This is a genomic window from Flavobacterium sp. Leaf82 (assembly GCF_001422725.1).
In the GTDB taxonomy this organism is placed as follows: domain Bacteria; phylum Bacteroidota; class Bacteroidia; order Flavobacteriales; family Flavobacteriaceae; genus Flavobacterium.
The window spans coordinates 331,342-353,439 of record NZ_LMMA01000001.1 but is presented as its reverse complement, the minus strand read 5'-3'; the positions used below and the strand labels follow the sequence as shown (position 1 = coordinate 353,439).

At 35.3% G+C, this 22,098-nt stretch carries 16 protein-coding genes; 10 read left to right on the top strand and 6 right to left on the bottom strand.

Features of this window, described 5'->3' with window-relative positions:
• The first annotated feature begins 9 nt into the window (after positions 1–9).
• Entirely contained in the window at positions 10–1,005 is a 996-nt protein-coding gene (locus tag ASF10_RS01465; protein WP_056244422.1) for a Gfo/Idh/MocA family protein, read from the top strand.
• A gap of 504 nt (positions 1,006–1,509) precedes the next feature.
• Here the strand turns inward: ASF10_RS01465 and ASF10_RS01455 are convergent.
• Both ASF10_RS01455 and dnaE read right to left on the bottom strand, forming a co-directional pair.
• A complete protein-coding gene (locus ASF10_RS01455; RefSeq protein ID WP_056244415.1) occupies positions 1,510–2,481 on the bottom strand; it encodes an outer membrane beta-barrel protein in 972 nt (323 codons plus the stop codon).
• Positions 2,482–2,659: 178 nt separating this feature from the next.
• Positions 2,660–7,195, bottom strand: coding sequence for a DNA polymerase III subunit alpha (gene dnaE, locus ASF10_RS01450; RefSeq protein WP_056244413.1), 4,536 nt, complete (start codon positions 7,193–7,195; stop codon positions 2,660–2,662).
• Positions 7,196–7,669: 474 nt separating this feature from the next.
• Here dnaE and ASF10_RS01445 point away from each other — a divergent pair, with 474 nt between their 5' ends.
• The 6 genes from ASF10_RS01445 to leuB all read left to right on the top strand — a co-directional run bounded on the left by ASF10_RS01445 (position 7,670) and on the right by leuB (position 15,281).
• Entirely contained in the window at positions 7,670–8,473 is an 804-nt protein-coding gene (locus tag ASF10_RS01445) for an SDR family oxidoreductase (RefSeq protein WP_056244410.1), read from the top strand.
• Between the two features lie 281 nt (positions 8,474–8,754).
• A complete protein-coding gene (locus ASF10_RS01440) occupies positions 8,755–9,675 on the top strand; it encodes a helix-turn-helix domain-containing protein (protein WP_056244407.1) in 921 nt (306 codons plus the stop codon).
• Between the two features lie 511 nt (positions 9,676–10,186).
• Positions 10,187–11,581, top strand: a complete 1,395-nt coding sequence (gene leuC / locus ASF10_RS01435; RefSeq protein ID WP_056244404.1) for a 3-isopropylmalate dehydratase large subunit — start codon at positions 10,187–10,189, stop codon at positions 11,579–11,581.
• 111 nt (positions 11,582–11,692) lie between these two features.
• Positions 11,693–12,289, top strand: a complete 597-nt coding sequence (leuD, locus tag ASF10_RS01430; RefSeq protein ID WP_056244400.1) for a 3-isopropylmalate dehydratase small subunit — start codon at positions 11,693–11,695, stop codon at positions 12,287–12,289.
• Between the two features lie 259 nt (positions 12,290–12,548).
• Positions 12,549–14,069, top strand: coding sequence for an alpha-isopropylmalate synthase regulatory domain-containing protein (locus ASF10_RS01425; RefSeq protein WP_056244394.1), 1,521 nt, complete (start codon positions 12,549–12,551; stop codon positions 14,067–14,069).
• Between the two features lie 150 nt (positions 14,070–14,219).
• Positions 14,220–15,281 carry a 3-isopropylmalate dehydrogenase gene (leuB, locus tag ASF10_RS01420; protein ID WP_056244391.1) on the top strand — a complete coding sequence of 354 codons (1,062 nt, stop codon included), beginning with the start codon at positions 14,220–14,222 and terminating at the stop codon, positions 15,279–15,281.
• A 131-nt stretch (positions 15,282–15,412) separates the two neighbouring features.
• On the opposite strand, the gene ASF10_RS01415 is transcribed toward leuB, so the two are convergent.
• The gene (locus ASF10_RS01415) at positions 15,413–15,772 is read right to left on the bottom strand and encodes an RNA recognition motif domain-containing protein (protein WP_026982652.1); all 360 of its coding nucleotides are present in this window, start codon (positions 15,770–15,772) and stop codon (positions 15,413–15,415) included.
• Between the two features lie 131 nt (positions 15,773–15,903).
• Positions 15,904–16,386, bottom strand: coding sequence for a DUF6252 family protein (locus tag ASF10_RS01410; protein ID WP_056244388.1), 483 nt, complete (start codon positions 16,384–16,386; stop codon positions 15,904–15,906).
• Positions 16,387–16,585: 199 nt separating this feature from the next.
• On the opposite strand from ASF10_RS01410, the gene ASF10_RS01405 reads away from it, so the two are divergent.
• From ASF10_RS01405 to ASF10_RS01395, 3 genes are all read left to right on the top strand, one after another.
• On the top strand, positions 16,586–17,149 hold the full coding sequence (locus ASF10_RS01405; RefSeq protein WP_056244384.1) for a 30S ribosomal protein S16: 564 nt from the start codon (positions 16,586–16,588) through the stop codon (positions 17,147–17,149).
• Between the two features lie 16 nt (positions 17,150–17,165).
• On the top strand, positions 17,166–17,690 hold the full coding sequence (gene rimM / locus ASF10_RS01400) for a ribosome maturation factor RimM (RefSeq protein ID WP_056244382.1): 525 nt from the start codon (positions 17,166–17,168) through the stop codon (positions 17,688–17,690).
• A 74-nt stretch (positions 17,691–17,764) separates the two neighbouring features.
• Positions 17,765–18,478 (top strand): tRNA1(Val) (adenine(37)-N6)-methyltransferase, encoded by a 714-nt coding sequence (locus tag ASF10_RS01395; protein ID WP_056244378.1) that lies wholly within the window; start codon positions 17,765–17,767, stop codon positions 18,476–18,478.
• On the opposite strand, the gene ASF10_RS01390 is transcribed toward ASF10_RS01395, so the two are convergent.
• Both ASF10_RS01390 and ASF10_RS01385 read right to left on the bottom strand, forming a co-directional pair.
• On the bottom strand, positions 18,475–19,767 hold the full coding sequence (locus ASF10_RS01390) for an HlyD family secretion protein (RefSeq protein WP_056244375.1): 1,293 nt from the start codon (positions 19,765–19,767) through the stop codon (positions 18,475–18,477). The two genes, ASF10_RS01395 and ASF10_RS01390, sit on opposite strands and share 4 nt — an antisense overlap.
• Positions 19,768–19,770: 3 nt before the next feature.
• Positions 19,771–21,963 carry a peptidase domain-containing ABC transporter gene (locus ASF10_RS01385; protein WP_056244372.1) on the bottom strand — a complete coding sequence of 731 codons (2,193 nt, stop codon included), beginning with the start codon at positions 21,961–21,963 and terminating at the stop codon, positions 19,771–19,773.
• Positions 21,964–22,098 lie beyond the last annotated feature (135 nt).

Sequence of the window (22,098 nt, the reverse complement as noted above, 5' to 3'; positions counted from 1 at the left end):
ACCAGAAAAATGAAAATTGTAAAATGGGGAATTATAGGTTGTGGAAATGTAACTGAAGTTAAAAGTGGGCCAGGATTTCAGAAAACGCCTAACTCGGCATTGGTTGCTGTTATGCGCAGAGATGCGGCTCTTGCCGAAGATTATGCCAAACGCCATAATGTTCCTAAATGGTACTCGAACGCAATTAATTTAATCAATGATCCAGAAGTTGACGCCGTTTATATTGCGACACCTCCATCCTCTCATAAAGAATATACTATTTTGTGTGCCAAAGCAGGAAAACCTGTTTATGTAGAAAAACCAATGGCACTAAATTTTGAAGAATGCAACGAAATGATCAGCGCTTGCAAGGAACATAATGTTCCATTATTCGTTGCTTATTACAGAAGAAGTTTACCAAGATTCCTGAAAATAAAAGAATTAATTGATCAGAATAAAATTGGAACTATCAGACACGTAAACTGTGTTTTATATCATCCTTTTGAAGAAAGATATGATGATGAGATCAACTTACCGTGGACAGTTTTACCGCACATTTCGGGCGGTGGAATATTTGTTGATTTAGCGTGTCATACGTTAGATTTTCTGGATTTTGTTTTGGGACCAATTCAATCGGTTCGCGGACATGCCAGTTCACAGCTAAAAGCATATCCGGCAGAAGATTCAGTTTCTATGTCATTTTTATTCGAAAACGGAATTCACGGAACTGGTTTGTGGAATTTTGCCAGTTTTGAGCGTTATGACAATACTGATATTGTAGGAGATAAAGGAAAAATTTCTTTCTCAACTTTTGGAAATGATCCAATTCATGTTCAATATACAAATGGCGAAAAAGAAAGTATTACGATCGAAAATCCACTTCATATTCAACAGCCTTTTATCGAAACTGTTGTAGAAGAACTTTTAGGCAATGAAGGTTTTTCTCCTTCAAAAGGAACATCTGCAGCCAGAACAACCTGGGTAATTGATGAAGTTTTAAAGGAGTTTAGGAAATCGAATTTATAATTCTATAACCACAATCTTATAAACCCGACAGGTTTTAAAAACCTGTCGGGTTTGGTGTAAAAAACGAAAAGTTCTTATAAAAATGATTGTCATAGCCCCGATAGAAGTGAAAATCCTTTTTCTTTTTTCTTTAAAAAGCAAAAGATTGTAACGCATTGCTTCGCCAGTTCGCACTTTCAGGCTCGGGTGCGGGATTAGCTCCTGAAAAATATTTTAGAAATTGGGATGGCAAATATTATGGTTACGTCGCGTTCAAGGGAATAAAATCCCTTGCTACTAAATAATCCGTTCCTCCGGATCTCTATATAAAGAGCCTTCGGCTCGATTTATATTGTAGGGATGGATTTTAATCCATTCTACACAATTGATTCGACAAAGATTGATAAACATTCTGTGCGGAGTTTCTTGTGTGATTTCTCCCTTTTCTCGAAATGACAGAAAATAAAAAAAAGAGGATATTCAAATGAATATCCTCTTTTTTTATAAGGTATAATTTATTTAAAATTATAGGCTGTATTTAAGACCTAAAGTCAAACCTAAACCTGAAATACCAACATAAGTACTAACATCGTCAGTTGCTCTTGTACTATCAAAACCAGCTGCATTAGTTACTTTACTATTTGAAGTAGAACTGATTGTTTCAACATATTTAGTATGACTTGCAGAGTATGATGCATCAGGACGGAAAGTAGTTGGAGTATTTAATTTATCTACACCATTTTCAGTATATACTTCAGTTTCTTTAGTTTTTCCGTGTACAGTAAAGTTACGGTATTCTAATTCTGCAAAAGCAGAAATATGTTTTCCTAATTTATAAGAAGTACCAATAGACGCCATAAATCCAAGTGAAGGATTTGGTTTAACTACATCTTTTGAATAAGCATTGGTAGTTGCTACCTGGTTAGCTCCTACAAAAGTACTGTAAGTTCTATCTGTTTTAATATCTAACGTTCCGTGAATTGGAACAATGATTCCAACTTTAGTATATGGTTCAAAACCGTGAGCTTCACCTAAAAACATCACAAGTGCCGGAGCCAAATCAAAAGCTTTAATTTCTCCTTCTGCAGTAAAACTTAAATAAGTAGCCGCTGGACTAGTAGCCGGGTTATATGAAATAAGTCTATCTGTAGTCTGCGCCATTGTTTTAGTATTACTTACGTAGTAATTTGCTGCCATCTCAACTCCTAAACGTGTTGAAAAACGGTAACCAGCAGTGATTCCACTTCTGAAACCTTGTCCAAAAGAACCAGTAACACCTTCTCTTGAAACTAATTTATTATTTGCTAAAGTACCTGCATAGACATCTCTATTTGGTAATTGACCTCCAACAACTGGAAATTCTGTCGAAGCAGTTTGGTTGAAATAAGATCCACCTAATTTAAAATACCAACTTTCTGGTTTATCCGCTTTTTCTGTTTGCGCCATTGTGGCCATAGAGCAAACTAATAATCCTAGTAAGAAAAGGTTCTTTTTCATAATTCTGATTTTAATTAATTTATACAAACTTAGATTATTTTAACATATTCTTATAGTTTGCATTGTTAGACTTGGTACGAAAACGTTGTAATTTTAAGCAATATTACTAAAAAACTATTATGCGTGCATATTTTTAACTTAAAAAAAATGCATTCTTCTAAATTTTAACTGTTAAAATTTAGTTCAGCTTAAAATTTACCTGCATTTTTTCTAATTCTATCAATAACTCTGTCGAAATCCTAACTTTTAATCTACGGCTAGGCATTGTTAGTTTCGTTACAACTTTTATTTCTTCGACTTCATTTACTTCCTGAATTTTATTTTCTTGTGGCGCATCTTCATTTTCATTTTCGTCTACAAAAACAGCATCATCCGCTTCTTCAAAATCAGTTGGGGTTTCTACCTCAACTAAACGTTTGATTTTCTCTAACTCCATGATTTCAAAAGTCACGGTATTATCACCTTTATTGGCATTAAATAATTGACTCAGATTATGAATAAATTCTGCTTGTAAATCTTTTATATTCAATAACAAGATCAGTTTTTTAGCAAAAGCTTCCAAGATATCCTGCAATTGCCTAATCTCAACAAATTGCATTCTGGGATCTGACTTTTTACCTGTATCATGATTCACCCAGCCATCTTTTATGACTATTTTCAGGAAGGCAAAATTATTCTGAATCAGGAAATGGCGGAATTTTAGATATTCTTCACCAAAAATTTTAAACTCATAACTTTCATCGTATCCTTCTAAGTTAAATACCGCCCAGCCTTTTCCGTTTTTTGCCACACGATGCTGAACGTTATTGATGATTCCGGCAAAATTTAGATTTTTACCTACATATTCATTCATACTTTTTAGCGCTTCTAATCGGGCGTTGCAAAAGTATTTCATCTCAAATCTAAAATCATCAAGAGGATGCCCGGAAATATAAATTCCGACAACTTCTTTTTCTTTTGCCAGTTTCTCCATTGTACTCCAATCTTCACATGGCGGCACAACAGGTTCTGCAATCTGAACCTCACTTGCTTCTCCAAATAAACTTACCTGAGAAGAGTTTTCGTTTTCCTGAAATTTTGATCCGTAACGAATCGCTTTTTCATAAAAAGTAATTCCGTCGCCATCATCATGAAAATACTGTGCTCTTGTAGTTCCTTCAAACGAATCAAAACCACCTGCCAAAGCCAGGTTTTCGATTGCTTTTTTATTCGCAGCACGCAAATCAATACGTTTAGCCAAATCAAAAATCGATTTGTATTTACCGTCTTTTCTGCTTTCTACAATTGTTGCTACAGCTCCTGAACCCACTCCTTTAATAGCGCCCATACCAAAACGAACAGCATATTCATCGTTTACCGTAAACTTATAAAACGACTCGTTTACATCCGGTCCTAAAACCTGTAATCCCATTCGTTTACATTCTTCCATAAAAAATGATACTTGTTTGATATCATTCATATTATTCGAAAGTACCGCTGCCATATATTCGGCAGGATAATGCGCTTTTAAATATGCGGTTTGATACGCAATCCAGGCATAACAAGTAGAGTGCGATTTGTTGAAGGCGTAACTCGCAAAAGCTTCCCAGTCTTTCCAGATTTTCTCCAGAACTTTTGCATCATGACCTTTTTTCGCCGCTTGTTCTACGAACTTAGGCTTCATTTTATCCAATACATCTTTTTGTTTCTTACCCATCGCCTTACGCAAAACGTCGGCCTCACCTTTTGTAAAGTCAGCCAGCGATTGCGACAAAAGCATTACCTGCTCCTGGTAAACGGTAATTCCGTAGGTTTCTCCTAAATATTCCTCACAGGCATCTAAATCGTATTTGATTTCTTCTTCTCCATTTTTTCTTCTTACGAAAGAAGGAATATATTCTAAAGGTCCCGGACGATAAAGTGCGTTCATGGCAATTAAATCTCCAAAAACCGTTGGCTTAAGATCCTTCATGTATTTCTGCATTCCGGGTGACTCGTATTGGAAGATTCCAACCGTTTCTCCTCTCTGGAAAAGTGCATAAGTCTCAACATCATCAATTGGAAAAGTATCCGGATCCAAATCAATTCCGTTTCTATATTTTACCAGTTTAACGGTATCTTTAATTAAGGTAAGGGTCTTCAGACCCAGGAAGTCCATCTTCAGCAATCCTGCACTTTCTGCAACCGAGTTATCAAACTGTGTTACATATAAATCAGAATCTTTTGCTGTAGTAACGGGAACGAAATTCGTAATATCCGATGGCGTAATAATTACCCCACAGGCGTGAATTCCGGTATTTCGCATAGATCCTTCCAGGATTTTTGCCTGCTGAATCGTTTCTCCCGCCAAATCATCTTCATTGGCAATGGCGATTAATTCTTTTACATTGTCAAATTCATCAGAACGAAGGGCTTTTTTAACCTCGTCTTCGTTTTCAGAAATAAAACGTGCCAAATTCCATTTTGATGGCATCATCGCCGGAATCAGTTTTGCAATTCTATCGGCTTCAAACAAAGGCAAATCCAGTACACGAGCTGTATCACGAATCGCTGATTTGGTTGCCATTTTACCATAAGTAATAATTTGCGCAACCTGATTTTTTCCGTATTTATTGATTACGTATTCCATTACACGACCACGACCCTCATCATCAAAGTCAATATCAATATCGGGCATCGACACACGATCCGGATTCAGGAAACGCTCAAAAAGCAAATCATATTTAATAGGGTCAATATTGGTAATTCCTAAACAATATGCTACGGCAGATCCCGCTGCAGATCCACGACCGGGACCTACAGAAACGTCCATGTTTCTGGCTTCGGCAATGAAATCCTGAACAATCAAAAAGTAACCCGGATATCCTGAATTCGAAATTGTCAGTAACTCAAAATCCAAACGTTCCTGAATCGATTCTGTAATTTCTCCATAACGTTTTTTTGCCCCCACCATAGTAAGGTGTCGCAGGTATTTATTTTCACCACGAACTCCGCCATCAGCTTCGTCTTCGATAACGACAAACTCCTCCGGAATATCAAATTTAGGAAGCAATACATCACGATAAAGCGAATAAATTTCAACCTTATCTACAATTTCCTGAATATTAATAATAGCATCCGGCAAATCTGCGAAGAGTTTTTTCATCTCTTCTGATGACTTATAATAGTATTCCTGATTGGGTAATCCGTAACGATATCCGCGACCACGACCAATTGGCGTAGCTTGTTTTTCACCGTCTTTTACACACAATAAAATATCGTGCGCATTGGCATCTTCCTTATTTAAATAATAGGTGTTATTTGTCGCAATTAATTTAACGTTGTGTTTTTGAGAAAACTCAATCAGTGTTTTGTTCACACGATTTTCGTCTTCCTGATTGTGGCGCATAACCTCCAGATAAAAGTCATCGCCAAATTGTTCTTTCCACCAAATCAAAGCTTCTTCGGCCTGGTTTTCACCAACGTTCAGGATTTTACTCTGGATCTCTCCGTATAAATTCCCGGACAAAACCATGATATCTTCTTTGTATTTTTCAACAATTGCGCGATCAATTCTGGGAACATAATAAAACCCGTCTGTAAAAGCAATCGACGACATTTTTGCCAGATTGTGATAACCATTTTTGTTTTTGGCTAATAATACAACCTGATTTCCATTGTCTTTTTTACTTTTATCTAAGTGATTGTCGCAAACATTAAATTCACAACCTACGATTGGTTTTATCTCTGTTTCTGTTGGCTCTTCGCCAGCTTCAACCAAAGCTTTATTTTTTCCGGATGCTGCTTTATTATGATTCATGACTGCGCTCACAAAATGGAAAGCTCCCATCATATTTCCGGTATCTGTCATCGCAACAGCAGGCATTCCGTTTTTGGCTGTAGCCGCAACAATATTCCCAATTCCTATAGTCGATTGTAAAACCGAAAACTGGGTATGATTGTGTAAATGCGCGTATTTTGCCGATTTAAAATCTTCTCTGTCAGATGCCGAAACCGTAGTTCCTTTATCATTAGATTCTAAAGCTCTTAATTGCTCTCTGATTTTATCAGAAGCCGCTTTTAAGTTGATGTGTTTTAATCCGATTAACGGAAATTCCTGTGGATTTCTACTTTGAAAATCCTTGAAATAATCCTTCGGAACATCTAGTTCTTCTTTTGTAAAAACTTCTCTTCTTATTAATTCCAGAAAACAACGCGTAGTTGCCTCAACATCGGCAGTTGCGTTGTGCGCTTCTGCGAAAGGTTTATTAAAAAGATATTCGTGTAATTCTGTTAGCGTTGGTAATTTAAACCTTCCTCCACGACCTCCCGGAAGCTTCAATAAAGAAGCGGTAACCTCAGTACAGGTATCTAAAACCGGCATTGAACTCATAGCAGAATCTACTCCCATTCTATGAAATTCAGCCCCCATAATATTAACGTCGAAACCTAAATTCTGACCAACAATAAATTTAGTTTTACTTAATGCGATATTAAATTTCTCTAAAACTTCAGCCAAAGTGATTCCATCGGCTTCAGCCAATTCAGTCGAAATTCCGTGAATACGTTCTGCATCATACGGAATATTAAATCCGTCAGGTTTAACCAAGTAATCCTGATGTTCGATCAATTGCCCCATTTCATCATGAAGCTGCCATGCGATCTGAATACAGCGAGGCCAGTTATCAGAATCGGTTATTGGAGCATCCCAACGTTTTGGTAATCCAGTAGTTTCAGTATCGAATATTAAATACATAGGTTTAAATAACAAAAATTAAAGTCTAAATCCCAAGTCCTTGAACCACATAAATCATTGATTATATGGGGTATAAAAAATTGTTTTATAGAAAATGGAGGAAGTTCAAATTTACGCTTTTTTTAAACAAATAACGAAGTGAAAGTTGTTAACAAAAACGTTAATTCAATATCAATAGATACAATGCGCAAAAAAATAAACACATAGAAACATAGATCGTCATTTAATTAAAAAGAGGGTAAAAAAAATCTTGATTTTTACACATAGCTATGTTTGTTTTAAATAAGTGAAACGCCTTTTGTAAAGTAAAAAATCTATGTTTCTATGTGTTAAAACAATTGTGCATAATATAATTTATCCAAAAAACTTCGATTATTCATTTTGGACACTCATTGCACCAAAATGAGCACTTTTAAACTGCACTCTATTCTGAACTTTGCTTCATCAAATTATAACAATTAAAAAATAATAATCATGAAAACTATTTTTATCACAGGCGCATCATCAGGATTAGGAAAAGCTACAGCAAAATTATTTCAACAAAAAGGATGGAATGTTATCGCAACAATGAGAAATCCTGAAAAGGAAACTGAACTTTCTAATTTAGAAAATGTAACCCTTTTACCATTAGACGTTACCAATTTTGACCAAATACAAAGCACCATTAAAAAAGCACTGGAATTAAGCAACATTGATATCGTTTTTAATAATGCAGGTTACGGTTTAATTGGTCCTTTAGAAAGTCTTTCTGACGATCAAATTACGAAACAACTTAATACTAATTTATTGGGAGTAATTCGTGTTACCAATGCTTTTATTCCGTATTTCAGAGAAAGAAAAAGCGGATTGTTTATCTCTACAACTTCTATTGGCGGATTGATTTCTTTTCCTTTAGGATCTGTATATCATGCAACAAAATGGGGATTAGAAGGCTGGAGCGAAAGTATGGCGTATGAATTAAATCCGTTTGGAATCAATATTAAAACAGTTTCTCCGGGCGGTATCAAAACAGAATTCCTTCACGGTTCTCTTGATACCGGCGTTAAACCTGAATATCAGGCAATGGCTGACAAAATGTTTGAAAATGTAGATGTTATGTTTGAAATGGCCTCGACTCCAGAACAAATTGCCGATGTGGTGTATGAAGCTGCAACAGATGGAAAAACCCAATTGAGATATGTAGCCGGAGAAGATGCAAAAGCACTTTACAAACAAAGACTGGAAGTAGGTGACGAAGTTTTTCGCGCTGCATTTGGCAAACAATTTTTAGGAGTATAATTTATTACGGATAAGAATACTCAAAAAGTATTGAACATTCTTTTTGATTTTATTAAGCCTCAGCGGGGCAGAATATTTATAGAAATTCAATCATGCGGATACAAAAGAGCTCCAGCGGAGCGAAATAAAAAAATATTTCGCTCCGCTGGAGCTTTGCTATCAATAATTAATATGATTTCTATAAATATTTCGCTTCTCCGAAGCTATTTTTTCAAAGTTAAAAACTGTTTAATACTTTTCGGAAAGCCTAATTAATTCTCCAATTTTTATAACTTTATATCATGGAAAAGAAAAACAACAATCCTGCAAAAATTTCCTCTATATCGCAATTTCATAGTGTATTGAAACTTCCAAAACCGCTTCATCCTATGATAAGTTTAGTCGATAATACGCAACTTGTGATAAATGCTGATTTAACGAATACTTCTTTTTTGCTTGATTTTTATAAAATATCTTATAAATATTCTACTAACGGAAAAATGGGTTACGGTCAGGGATATTACGATTTCAACGAAGGCGGATTAATGTTTACCTCACCCAATCAATTGATTTTTACTGATAATGAAGAAGGTGTTGAATATTTTGGTTTTACCTTGCTTTTTCATCCTGACTTTATTAGAAATTATCCTTTAGGAAAAAACATCAAAAAATACGGCTTTTTCTCCTACGATACGAATGAAGCGCTTCATCTTTCTGATAGCGAAAAAACAATCATTACGGGATTACTAACCAGTATTGATAATGAACTTCACACAGCAATAGATGAAATGAGTCAGGATGTAATTGTTTCCTATATTGATGTTTTACTCAATTATAGCAATCGTTTTTACAAACGCCAGTTCATTACCCGAAAAACAGTCAGCCACGATTTATTACTTAAAGTAGAAGAAACGCTGGATAATTATCTTAATAATGCCGAAACTTTAAAAAAAGGATTACCTACAGTAGATTTTCTTGCTTCACAAATCAACGTTTCTACACATTACCTGAGCGATATGCTCCGCAATCTAACCGGACAAAATACCCAACAGCACATTCATTCGAAACTTATCGAAAAATCAAAAGATTTCCTGATTTCTACCAATCTTTCGGTAGCAGAAATAGCCTATCAATTAGGTTTTGAATATCCTCAATCGTTTAGCAAACTCTTCAAAAAGAAAACCAGTCTTACTCCATTAGAATTCAAAAACTCATTGAATTAATCTTTAAAATTATCTTCGTCTACAAATCAGTTTTTACTTTAAAATCATAAAATTTCATAAAAATACATTTCTTGGATGTCGTAGTATTTTAATGAATTTTAGAATATTTTAAAACTTCCAAAATTGGTATTTAAAGTCATTACAATCCATAAAAACAAAAACTTCAAAACAAATCAAACCTAACAATTATTACTATTTTAACTCATTTTGTTACATTTTTTTTAATAAAACCCTATATTTAATATTGATTTTGAGATAAATTTGCCAACTATTAAAATTAAAGCAATCAAATCAAAATTAACCTGAAAAGGAAAAGGAAAACCAATTTATATTCATTCTACAATCAAATCTAAGGGCAAAAAAGCCAATCGCAAATTGTATTTAAGTTTGGGCATCGTATATAATGAAATATTCAAATTGACGCCCTTATATCTTTTTCTAATTTTGTTTTCCTATTATAATGAGCAGGAAATTGCTGTGGTTATAGAATTACAATTAAAAAAAATAAAAAATGAGTAAGACATTATTTGACAAAGTATGGGATTCACATGTAGTACGTAAAATTGAAGATGGACCAGATGTGTTTTTTATTGACCGTCATTTCATTCATGAGGTTACGAGTCCTGTTGCTTTTTTAGGATTAAAAGCCAGAGGCGTTAAGGTTTTATACCCGGAACGTACTTTTGCAACTGCAGATCACAATACACCAACCATAAACCAACATTTACCAGTTGAAGATGCACTATCTGCAAATCAGCTTAAAGCGCTTGAAGATAACGCTGCCGAATACGGAATTTCGCACTGGGGATTAGGTCACATTAAAAATGGAATTGTACACGTAGTTGGTCCTGAAAACGGAATTACTTTGCCTGGTGCTACTATTGTTTGTGGAGATTCTCACACGTCTACTCACGGTGCCTTTGGAGCGATTGCTTTTGGTATCGGAACTTCTGAGGTTGAAATGGTACTTTCTACACAATGTATCATGCAGCCAAAACCAAAGAAAATGCGTATTAACGTAAATGGTGAATTAAGCAAAGGTGTTGGTCCAAAAGACGTTGCACTTTATATTATTGCTCAATTGACTACTTCTGGAGGTACAGGATATTTTGTTGAATATGCCGGAGATGTTTTCGAAAACATGACTATGGAAGGTCGTATGACTGTTTGTAATCTAAGTATCGAAATGGGTGCTCGTGGCGGAATGATTGCTCCTGATCAAAAAACGTTTGATTTTCTTGAAGGAAGATTATTTGCTCCAAAAGGCGAAGCATGGACAAAAGCTGTTGAATACTGGAAAACTCTTAAAACAGATGATGATGCTGTTTTTGATGCAGAATTAAACATCAAAGCTTCAGATATTGAACCAATGATTACTTATGGTACTAACCCAGGAATGGGAATTGGCATCTCTAAACATATTCCGAACGCCAATCAAGTTGAAGGCGGTGAGGAAACATACAAAAAATCTCTTGCTTATATGGGCTTTGAAGAAGATGATGTGATGATTGGAAAACCAATTGATTACGTTTTCTTAGGAAGTTGTACAAATGGTCGTATTGAAGATTTTAGAGCTTTTACTGAAATTGTAAAAGGAAGAAAAAAAGCAGATAATGTTACCGCTTGGTTAGTTCCGGGTTCTCATGTTGTTGAAGCTCAGATTAAAGAAGAAGGTTTATTAGACATTTTAACCGAAGCTGGTTTTGTATTACGCCAGCCGGGTTGCTCAGCCTGTTTAGCAATGAACGACGATAAAGTTCCTGCCGGAAAATATGCAGTAAGTACTTCAAACCGAAACTTTGAAGGTCGTCAGGGCCCTGGTTCAAGAACATTATTAGCGAGTCCAATTATGGCTGCCGCTGCTGCTGTTACTGGAAAACTAACAGACCCGCGCGAGTTATTTTAATTCTCGCTATAAGCCTTAAGCAATAAGCTTTAAGCTAAAAACACAATACATAATACACACCTGTAGGAAAAGCCTAAAGCTTAAAGCCTGCAGCCTAAAGCAAAAGAAAAAATGGCATACGATAAATTTAATATACTTACTAGTAGTGCTGTGCCACTACCAATTGAGAACGTAGATACAGATCAAATTATTCCGGCTCGTTTCCTGAAAGCTACAAAACGTGAAGGTTTTGGAGACAATCTTTTTAGAGACTGGAGATATAACGGAGACGATACTCCAAAAGCTGATTTCGTTTTGAACGATTCAACTTATAGCGGAAAAATCCTTGTTGGAGGAAAAAACTTTGGTTCAGGATCTTCAAGAGAACACGCTGCCTGGGCAGTTTACGATTACGGTTTTAGAGCTGTAGTTTCGAGTTTCTTTGCAGATATCTTTAAAGGAAACTGTTTAAATATTGGTGTTTTGCCAGTTCAGGTTAGTCCGGAATTTGCTGATACTATTTTTAAAGCAATCGAAGCTGATCCAAATACACAATTAGAAATCAACTTGCCAAACCAAACAATTACTTTATTAGCAACTGGTCAATCAGAATCTTTTGCAATTAACGGATACAAAAAGAACAACATGATTAATGGCTTTGATGACATTGATTATTTGCAAAATATTAAGGAAGATATTGTGACTTTCGCCGATAAACTTCCGTACTAAAAAATCTTGTTCGATCTATTAGACCCGACAGGTTTTTGAAACCTGTCGGGTCTTTCTAAATTAAATGAGAACAAATAGGACGCGGATAAAACAGATCTGCTATCGTAAAACGCGGATTGATATGGATTTTTTTTAGTTATTTAATGAAAAAAAAAGTTTTTATCAGCGTCTTCGCGACAGCGAATCCGTAAAATCAGCGTCAAAAATTAAAATGCGGATATCAATTATATCCAACCCATTAGAAATATAGAATATCAATATGGAAAAAAGAAAAATTGAAATAATGGATACGACGCTTCGTGATGGTGAACAAACCTCTGGAGTATCATTTTCTGCTGCAGAAAAATTAACCATTGCACAATTGTTGTTGGAGGAATTAAATATTGATAGAATCGAAATTGCTTCGGCACGTGTAAGCGAAGGAGAATTTCAAGCCGTAAAAGGCATTACATCCTGGGCTGAAGAACGCGGATATATTAACAGAATCGAAGTGCTTTCGTTTGTAGACGGTGGAGTTTCAATCGAATGGATGAAAAAAGCAGGTGCCAAAGTGCAAAATTTGTTGACCAAAGGTTCTATGAATCACCTGACGCATCAATTAAAAAAAACTCCGGAACAGCACTTTTCTGAAATTGCCCAAATCATCGCTTTAGCAAAAGAAAACAATATAGAAACTAATGTGTATCTGGAAGATTGGAGTAACGGAATGCGAAATTCTCAAGAATATGTTTTTCAGTTTTTAGATTTCCTTTCTACTCAACCTGTTAAAAGAATTTTATTACCGGATACTTTAGGTGTTTTAATTCCAGCACAGGCTTTTGAGTTTATTTCTAAAATTACAGCTAAATATCCGCATATTCATTTTGATTTTCACGCACACAACGATTACGATTTAAGCATCGCAAATGTTATGGAAGCTGTAAAAGCTGGTATAAACGGACTTCACGTTACGGTAAACGGAATGGGAGAACGCGCTGGAAATGCTCCGCTTGAAAGTACCGTTGCCGTTATAAATGATTATTTGCCAGAAGTAAGCATCAATATAAAAGAGACCTCTTTATATACCGTTAGTAAATTAGTAGAGACTTTTACCGGATATCGTATTCCTGCCAACAAACCAATTGTTGGTGATAATGTTTTTACGCAAACAGCAGGAATTCACGCTGATGGAGACAATAAAAACAATTTATATTTTAATGATTTACTTCCGGAACGCTTCGGGAGAAAAAGAAAATATGCTTTAGGAAAAACTTCAGGAAAAGCCAATATCGAAAAAAATCTTCAGGAATTAGGTTTAAAATTAAACCCGGAAGATTTGAAATTGGTCACCCAAAGAATCATCGAATTAGGCGACAAAAAAGAAACGGTTACTAAGGAAGATCTTCCGTACATCATTTCAGATGTTTTGGACAGTCATACGTATCAGGACAAAATTACAATCGAATCTTATATCTTAATTCATTCTAAAGGAACACGCCCATCAACAACCTTAAGCTTAAATCTTGATGGAGAAATCATAGAAGAACATGCGCAGGGCGATGGTCAGTTTGATGCTTTCATGAATGCTTTATCTAAAATTTACAAAAGTAAAAAACTAATACTTCCAAAATTGATCGACTACGCCGTGAGAATTCCTCCGGGAAGTAGTTCTGACGCTTTATGCGAAACAATTATAACCTGGGTAAATAATGGAAAAGAATTTAAAACCCGCGGATTAGATTCTGACCAAACCGTTGCCGCGATTATCGCAACTCAAAAAATGCTTAATGTGATTACGTAAGGTACTAAGTTGCTAAGATTCTAAGGTTCTGAGATAAAAAACTTAGAATCTTAGCAACTCAGAGCCTTTAAAAATAAAGCTAAGCGGATAAGAATAAAACCTTAGAATCTTAGCAACTTAGAATCTTAGAACCTTTTTAAAAAATAAAAAATGAAATTTAACATAGCCCTTTTAGCAGGAGACGGAATTGGTCCTGAGGTAATTAATGAAGCAGTAAAAGTATCTGATGCTATTGCAAAAAAATTCAGTCACGAAATAACATGGACACCGGCGTTAACCGGAGCAGCAGCAATTGACGCAGTTGGAGTTCCTTATCCTGATGAAACACATGAGGTTTGTATGAAAGCTGATGCGGTTTTATTTGGCGCAATTGGTCACCCAAAATATGATAACGATCCAAGTGCGCCGGTTCGCCCGGAGCAAGGATTATTGTTGATGCGTAAAAAATTAGGATTGTTTGCAAACGTACGTCCTACATTTACTTTTCCTTCTTTGATTGATAATTCTCCTTTAAAAAGAGAAAGAATCGAAGGAACTGATTTAGTTTTCTTAAGAGAATTAACAGGCGGAATTTACTTTGGAGAAAAAGGAAGAAGAGACGACGGAGAAACTGCTTTCGATAATTGTGTTTATACAAGAGCAGAAGTTCAGCGTTTGGCTAAAAAAGGTTTTGAACTTGCAATGACTCGTAGCAAAAAATTATGTTGTGTTGATAAAGCTAACGTTCTTGAAACTTCTCGTTTATGGAGAGAAACGGTTCAGGCAATGGAAAAAGATTATCCGGAAGTTACTGTTTCATACGAATTTGTAGATGCTGTAGCAATGCGTTTGGTACAATGGCCAAACTCTTATGATGTATTAATTACGGAGAATTTATTTGGAGATATTTTAACAGATGAAGCATCTGTAATTTCAGGTTCAATGGGATTAATGCCTTCTGCTTCTGTTGGAGAACACACTTCATTATACGAACCAATTCACGGATCTTACCCACAAGCAACCGGATTAAATATTGCTAATCCGTTAGCAACTATTTTATCTGCAGCAATGATGTTCGAAGATGCTTTTGGACTAAAAGACGAAGCTGAAGCTATCAGAGCAGTTGTAAACAAATCATTAGAACAAGGAATTGTTACTGAAGATTTAGCCGTAAAAGGAACTAAAGCATACAAAACCAGCGAAGTTGGAGACTGGCTTGTAGAAAACTTATAATATTGTTTCAAGTTTTATTTGTTTCAAGTTTCAAGTTACGCAACCTGAAACTTGAAACCTGAAACAAATTTTATTGCATAAAAAAAGGGATCAACTTGCGTTGATCCCTTTTATATATTTAGAAAAAAATATTAATATCCTCCTCTGTTACCACCACGGTCATTTCCACCACGGCTGTTTCCTCCACCATAACCACCGCGTGAATCTCCACCACGACTGTTATTGTTAAAGCTTCTTCTTTCGCCTTCTGGTTTCGGTTCAGATTTATTAACCACAATTGCACGACCTTGAACAGTAGCTCCGTTCAATTCATCAATTGCTTTTTGAGCTTCAGCATCGTTTGGCATCTCAACAAAACCAAAACCTTTGCTTCTTCCTGTAAATTTATCAGTAATGATCTTAACTGAATCTACTGCTCCGTAAGCCTCGAAAGACTCTCTTAAATCTGCTTCCTCAATACTGAATGGAAGGCTTCCAACAAAAATGTTCATATGTACTTATTTATAATAATATAGCAAATGTAGTCTTATTTTTCTGTAATCTACTATATATTAGTTTATTTATGTTTTTATTTAGATTTAAAAAACAAAAACCAACCAATTGTAAATGAAAAACTTAATTCTTAGTAGTTAGAAGTAATAGCAACTGGAATTTTATAAAAAACTCCTTCTGTAAAATTAATCTCAGGCTTTTCGACATTTTCTTTGTCAACATTTACTGCTTTAAATTTAAATGTTCCGGAGATCGTTTTCGTTTCAGCATTAAATTCTGTTACTACAATTTGCCCACTGCCGCTATTTTCTCCTGTCATAAACTCTTGTGATTGCGAAGGAAGAGCATTTGAATATGTTGCAGTCGTTATATCATCAACACCTAACATATATGTTTTTTGAGTTGGGTATGGCATCTTAAAAGTTATTTTTTCGAAACCTAAAGTGCTTTCGATAATAAAGTCCCCGTTTGTAGTTGTATAAGCATTATAATTTTGAGCCCTCCAAAAATTGTTGTCTTTTAAACCCTGAAAAGCAGGATTATTGAATTTTACATCTTCTGTACAAGATAAAAATAAAATAACAGTCATTAATAGATAGAAATATTTTTTCATAAAGTCATGAATTTGAAGCAAAAATAAAGTTTTGAGATAAATAATTATAAATATGCAGGGCTGAAAAAACATTAAAAACAGCAAAAATTCATCCCAAACATATTTAATAAAGTTTGGAACGGATAATTCATAAAAAAATTATATCTTTGCGCCTCTTAATTAACAGAGGTCGAGTACCTCAAAATTTAATCATAAGATTATGTCAGTAAAAATTAGATTACAAAGACACGGTAAAAAAGGAAAACCTTTTTACTGGGTTGTAGCTGCAGATGCACGCTCAAAAAGAGATGGTAAATACTTAGAGAAAATCGGTACTTACAATCCAAACACAAACCCAGCAACTATCGAGTTAAACCTTGATAGCGCAGTTAAATGGTTACACAATGGTGCACAACCAACTGATACTGCTAAAGCGATTCTTTCTTACAAAGGAGCTTTATTGAAACACCACCTTGATGGAGGTATTCGTAAAGGTGCTTTAACTCAAGAGCAAGCTGATGCTAAATTATCTGCTTGGTTAGATGCTAAAGCTGGAAAAGTTGATGCTAAAAAAGACGGTTTAACAAAAGCGCAAGCTGATGCTAAAGCTAAAGCTTTTAAAGCAGAACAAGAAGTTAATGCTAAACGTTTAGCTGCTGCAGCTCAAGCTGAAGCTGATGCTATCGCTGCTGCAACTCCTGCAGTTGAAGAAGAAGTTGCTGAAGTTGAATCAACTGAAGAAACTCCTGCTGCTGAAGAAAATAACGAAACAACTGAAGCATAAATTATAATTAGCGGGAATGCGTAAAGAAGAATGTTTTTATTTAGGTAAAATCGCTAAAAAATTTAGTTTCAAAGGTGAAGTTCTGGCTTATTTAGACACGGACGAACCTGAGTTATACGAAAATCTGGAATCAGTGTTTGTTGAATGCAACAAACACTTGGTTCCTTTTTTTATTGAAAAAAGTTCATTACATAAAAACGATTTTTTAAGAATCCGTTTTGAAGATATGAATACCGAAGAAGATGCAGATGCCATTATGGGAAATGCTATTTATCTTCCTTTAAACATGTTACCAAAACTTTCTGGTAATAAATTTTATTTCCACGAGGTTATCGGTTTTGAAATCGAAGATCAGCGCGTGGGTGTTTTTGGCAAAATCGTTGCCGTAAATGATAGTACCGCACAACCTCTTTTTGAAGTATTAAATGGTGAAGTCGAAATGCTAATTCCGATGATCGATCATTTCCTTGTAAAAATTGACCGTGAAAATAAAAAAGTCATCATGAACCTTCCTGAAGGATTGGTAGAGATGTACTTGTAAAAATTTTTCAGCTTTAGGTCGCAGTTTTCAGTTGCTCACTTTTCTTAAATATCTTTATTTTAAATTTTTCAGCAATGTCTAAATTCACTTTCAAGCAATTTTCTGTAAACCAAGATAAAACCGCTATGAAAGTCGGAACAGACGGTGTTTTATTGGGCTCCTGGGCTCCAATTCATCATAATCCGTTTAGTGTATTAGATGTTGGTGCAGGAACCGGAATTATTGCTTTGATGCTTGCTCAGCGAACTCATGCTGAACAAATTGACGCTCTTGAAATTGATGAAGATGCTTATGAACAAGCGGTTGATAATTTCGAAAACTCTCCTTGGGGCGATCGTTTATTTTGTTTTCATGCAGGTTTAGATGAATTTATCGAAGAACCGGAAGACGAATATGATTTGATTGTTTCAAATCCTCCTTTTTATGCTGAAAATTATAAAACAGAAAATGAACAACGCGATTTAGCCCGTTTTCAAGACGCAATGCCTTTTGAAGAATTAATCGAAGCCGCTGATTTATTACTTTCTGAAAACGGAATATTTGCCGTTATTCTCCCCTTCAAGGAAGAAGAAAATTTTATCGCTTTAGCCAAAGAATCAGAATTATATCCTATAAAAATTACACGTGTTAAAGGAACTCCTGCTTCTGCTGTAAAACGCAGCTTATTGGCTTTTAGCCGAAATGAAAACCCTGAACCTGAAATCGACGAGTTAACAATCGAAATTGACAGACACGTTTACACTCCTGAATATGTCGAGTTGACAAAAGAGTTTTATTTGAAGTTTTAAACCTGCTCAAAAATACTCTTGAACTGATATAAGATTCTTTCGATCAATCGTAAATCTTCGGTTACAATTTCTGCACTTCCCTTCATTTCCTGCTGGAACACAATTTGTTTCTTATAAGAAGTCAGCAATCCGTTTGGCAAGGCTACATCCAGCAATAAATTCCCGTCTTTATCCGGGATCAGGGAAATGTTTCTGATTTTGCCTTTTAACACTCCAAATTCTCTGTCGGGAAAATTAGCCAGTCTGATATTGACCACTTGTCCTACTTTTATTTTACCGGAATTCAAAGCAGGAGCTTTTACTTTGCCTACAAAACCATTTTTAGTATCCGGAATAATCGAAAAAACATTATCGCCAACATTTATCGTCTGATTCTCTGTCCAGACCTGCAGAAAAGTAACCACCCCGCTAACCGATGATTTTAAGGCATAAGCCAATTCCCAATCTTTTATTACTTTTTTTAACTGATAGAAAGATTGCGCCATGTTTCTCCCTAGCGTAACCTCTTCTTTAGTGCCACTTATTTGCGTATTCTGACTTAATTTCGAATTATCAATCAAAGAGGACCTCAACTGAGAAATCGACGTTAAAAGGCTTTTATAACTCTTTTGTGCCTGAAGATATCCCAACTTCTTGGCTTCCATTTCCTGTGCAGAAATAATTCCTTTATTGAACAAGGTTTCAAAACGGACGATTTCATTTTTTTGAAGCTGTAATTCGCTTTCATTGATTACTTTTTGCTGCTGCAGAATTTCCAGTCTTTCCTTAATCTGTACTTTCTCAGAAACCTGTGCCCTATTCTCAACTTCAAAAGGCTGCAAGTCTTTGTTTAACTGCTCTGCCTGATAATCTTTCTGAAAAACAGCGAAGGCACTTTCAATTTCCCCCAATTGTGCGTTTTTAAGCAAACCAAATGGAAAATCTTTCTTAGGGTTATTGATGTTATATTCATCGACTATTTTTTTTAATAAAAAAACATCTTTATAGTTCGCCGTATTTTCAATAATCGCCAATGTACTATTTTTTGAAACTACCGATTTGTCTTTTACCAGAATAGCCTCTATTCGGCCTGAGGATTTTGAGACAATCTTCTCCGGCGGAATATTGGTGGTAATAACAATCTGAGTATTTACAACATCTGGATATTTGATAAACCAGGATACAAAAAACAACATAAAGATAATTACGAATATCAAGACTGTTCCCCAACGTATCATCCAATGTGGCACTTTGGTGAGAATGTCCTGAACTTCTTCACTTCTTAATTCGAATGCAGTATCTTCAGCCATGACTTAATTTCCTAATTGTAATTGATTTTTAACCAGCTCAAAATAGTTTCCTTTTTGTCCTACCAAAGCCGAATGATTTCCTATTTCTATAATTTTTCCCTTATCCAGAACCACAATTTGATCTGCATTCATAACGGTACTTAATCGGTGTGCAATTACTACAACTGTTTTCTCCTTAAAGAAAACATCCAGTTTTTGCATAATCTCTTTTTCATTATTGGCATCCAGCGCGGAAGTAGCTTCATCAAAAAATAAGATTTCCGGGTTTTTATAAACAGCTCTTGCAATTAGCAAACGTTGTTTTTGACCGGTACTCATACCTACTCCTTCAGAACCAATTTTAGTATTATAACCAAGCGGCAAACCACTTACATATTCTTTTATGTTGGCAACATCTGCCGCATAAACTAATCGTTCTTTATCGACCTTATCAACTCCAATGGCGATATTATTAGCAATGGTATCACTAAAAATAAAACCTTCCTGCATGACGGCGCCAATGTTCGAACGCCAGGCTTTTTGCGAAATGTTTTTTAGCTGTGTATTCCCTATAATCACTTCTCCTTTTTCAGGTTCATAAAACTTAAGAAGGAGTTTCATTAGTGTTGTTTTCCCACTTCCGCTGACACCCACAATGGCGGTTATTTTATTGGCCGGAATTCTTAAGGTTAGATTATCCAAAACAGGAATATCTGAACCCAGATATCGATACGAAAGATCCTTTATATCAATATCTGAATCATAAGGAACATCATTAGTTTGATGAACTTCCTGTTGGGTTTCATCTTCTTTTTCATGAATTTCAGACAATCTGGCCAAAGAAATCCTGGCATCCTGAAGGTCTCTCACAAATGTAATAAGCTGAATAATTGGTCCGTTTAAACTTCCTGCAATCGAATTTATTGCTAACATCATACCCAGCGTAATCGAGCCATCGATGACCAGTTTTGCAGAAAGAAATGTAATAAAAATGTTTTTTAATTCGTTGATTACAGATGAACCAATAGTTTGTGTCTGTTCTAATAAAAGTCCTTTTATTGAAACCCTGAAAAGTCTTGCCTGAACATATTCCCAACCCCAGCGCTTTTGTTTTTCGGCGTTATGAAGCTTTATTTCCTGCATTCCGTTAATGAGCTCCATTACTTTGCTTTGTTCTTGTGAAACCTCGGCAAAACGTTTATAATCGAGAACCTCCCTACGTTTTAGAAACAAAGTAATCCATACAAAATAGAGTATGCTTCCGGCAAAAAAGACGAAAAAGATCTGCAAGTTAAAATACGCCAGAACGCCTCCTAAAATAAACATATTGATTACAGAAAACAGAACGCTCAATGAGGATGTGGTTAAAATGCGCTCAATCCTGCGATGATCATTGATGCGCTGCATAATGTCTCCGGTCATTCGAACATCAAAAAATGAGATGGGCAAATTCATTAATTTAATGAAGAAATCTGAAATAAGCGAAATATTGATTCGGGTAGAAAGATGCAGTAATATCCAGCTCCTTATGAGTTCGAGTCCTGTTTTTCCAGCAAAGAGAAATAGTTGTGCAAAAAGTATGAGATAAATAAAGCGGATATTTTGGTTTTGAATTCCAATATCAACAATACTCTGGGTTAGAAAAGGAGCAATTAATTGCAGTAAACTACCGGCTAATAGACCAATACTAAGCTGTATCAGAAATGATTTATACCGCAATACGTATTGTGATAACAATTTAAAACCCAAGCCACTATTCTCTTCCTTATCAAATTCTGACTGAAAAAACTTTGGTGAAGCTTCCATTAATAGGGCAACGCCTTCCTGTGTCGAATCGTCTGCATTGTTGCCGATCCAGAATTTAAGAAAATCGTGTTTGTTATATTCAATTAAACCAAAGGCGGGATCTGAAATATAAAAGACCTCTTTTTTAATTTTATAAAGTACCACATAATGGTTTTTATTCCAATGTAGAATACATGGCAAAGGCGCTTCTTTTAATCGCTCCAGATTTAATTTTACGCCCAGTGTCCTGAAACCAATTTTCTCTGCTGCATCACTTAAAAAAAGCAAGTTACTACCTTCACGAGTTGTTTCACTAATGTCTCTCAACTCCTGAATTTGGATTGTTTTTCCGTAATGTTTAGCGATAATTTTTAAACATGTTGGTCCACAATCTTTATAATCAGCCTGCTTATAATTGGTAAATTTTTTCAACTTCTAATTATTAATTTCAGAGCAATTTAAGATTTAATTTCTTGATTTGACATAAAAAAACAGAGAAGATTAAGATCTTCTCTGTCAGGTATTTAAAAGCATATTTATTAGAAATACAATTTCTGTAGGATATGG

Excerpts from the sequence above, each read along its gene's own strand:
- ASF10_RS01440 (WP_056244407.1), top strand. The coding sequence starts at position 8,755 with ATGGAAAAGAAAAACAACAATCCTGCAAAAATTTCCTCTATATCGCAA.
- ASF10_RS01445 (WP_056244410.1), top strand. The coding sequence starts at position 7,670 with ATGAAAACTATTTTTATCACAGGCGCATCATCAGGATTAGGAAAAGCT.
- ASF10_RS01395 (WP_056244378.1), top strand. The coding sequence starts at position 17,765 with ATGTCTAAATTCACTTTCAAGCAATTTTCTGTAAACCAAGATAAAACC.
- ASF10_RS01465 (WP_056244422.1), top strand. The coding sequence starts at position 10 with ATGAAAATTGTAAAATGGGGAATTATAGGTTGTGGAAATGTAACTGAA.
- leuD (WP_056244400.1), top strand. The coding sequence starts at position 11,693 with ATGGCATACGATAAATTTAATATACTTACTAGTAGTGCTGTGCCACTA.
- ASF10_RS01425 (WP_056244394.1), top strand. The coding sequence starts at position 12,549 with ATGGAAAAAAGAAAAATTGAAATAATGGATACGACGCTTCGTGATGGT.
- rimM (WP_056244382.1), top strand. The coding sequence starts at position 17,166 with ATGCGTAAAGAAGAATGTTTTTATTTAGGTAAAATCGCTAAAAAATTT.
- leuB (WP_056244391.1), top strand. The coding sequence starts at position 14,220 with ATGAAATTTAACATAGCCCTTTTAGCAGGAGACGGAATTGGTCCTGAG.
- ASF10_RS01405 (WP_056244384.1), top strand. The coding sequence starts at position 16,586 with ATGTCAGTAAAAATTAGATTACAAAGACACGGTAAAAAAGGAAAACCT.
- ASF10_RS01415 (WP_026982652.1), bottom strand. The coding sequence starts at position 15,772 with ATGAACATTTTTGTTGGAAGCCTTCCATTCAGTATTGAGGAAGCAGAT.
- ASF10_RS01390 (WP_056244375.1), bottom strand. The coding sequence starts at position 19,767 with ATGGCTGAAGATACTGCATTCGAATTAAGAAGTGAAGAAGTTCAGGAC.
- leuC (WP_056244404.1), top strand. The coding sequence starts at position 10,187 with ATGAGTAAGACATTATTTGACAAAGTATGGGATTCACATGTAGTACGT.
- ASF10_RS01455 (WP_056244415.1), bottom strand. The coding sequence starts at position 2,481 with ATGAAAAAGAACCTTTTCTTACTAGGATTATTAGTTTGCTCTATGGCC.
- ASF10_RS01410 (WP_056244388.1), bottom strand. The coding sequence starts at position 16,386 with ATGAAAAAATATTTCTATCTATTAATGACTGTTATTTTATTTTTATCT.
- dnaE (WP_056244413.1), bottom strand. The coding sequence starts at position 7,195 with ATGTATTTAATATTCGATACTGAAACTACTGGATTACCAAAACGTTGG.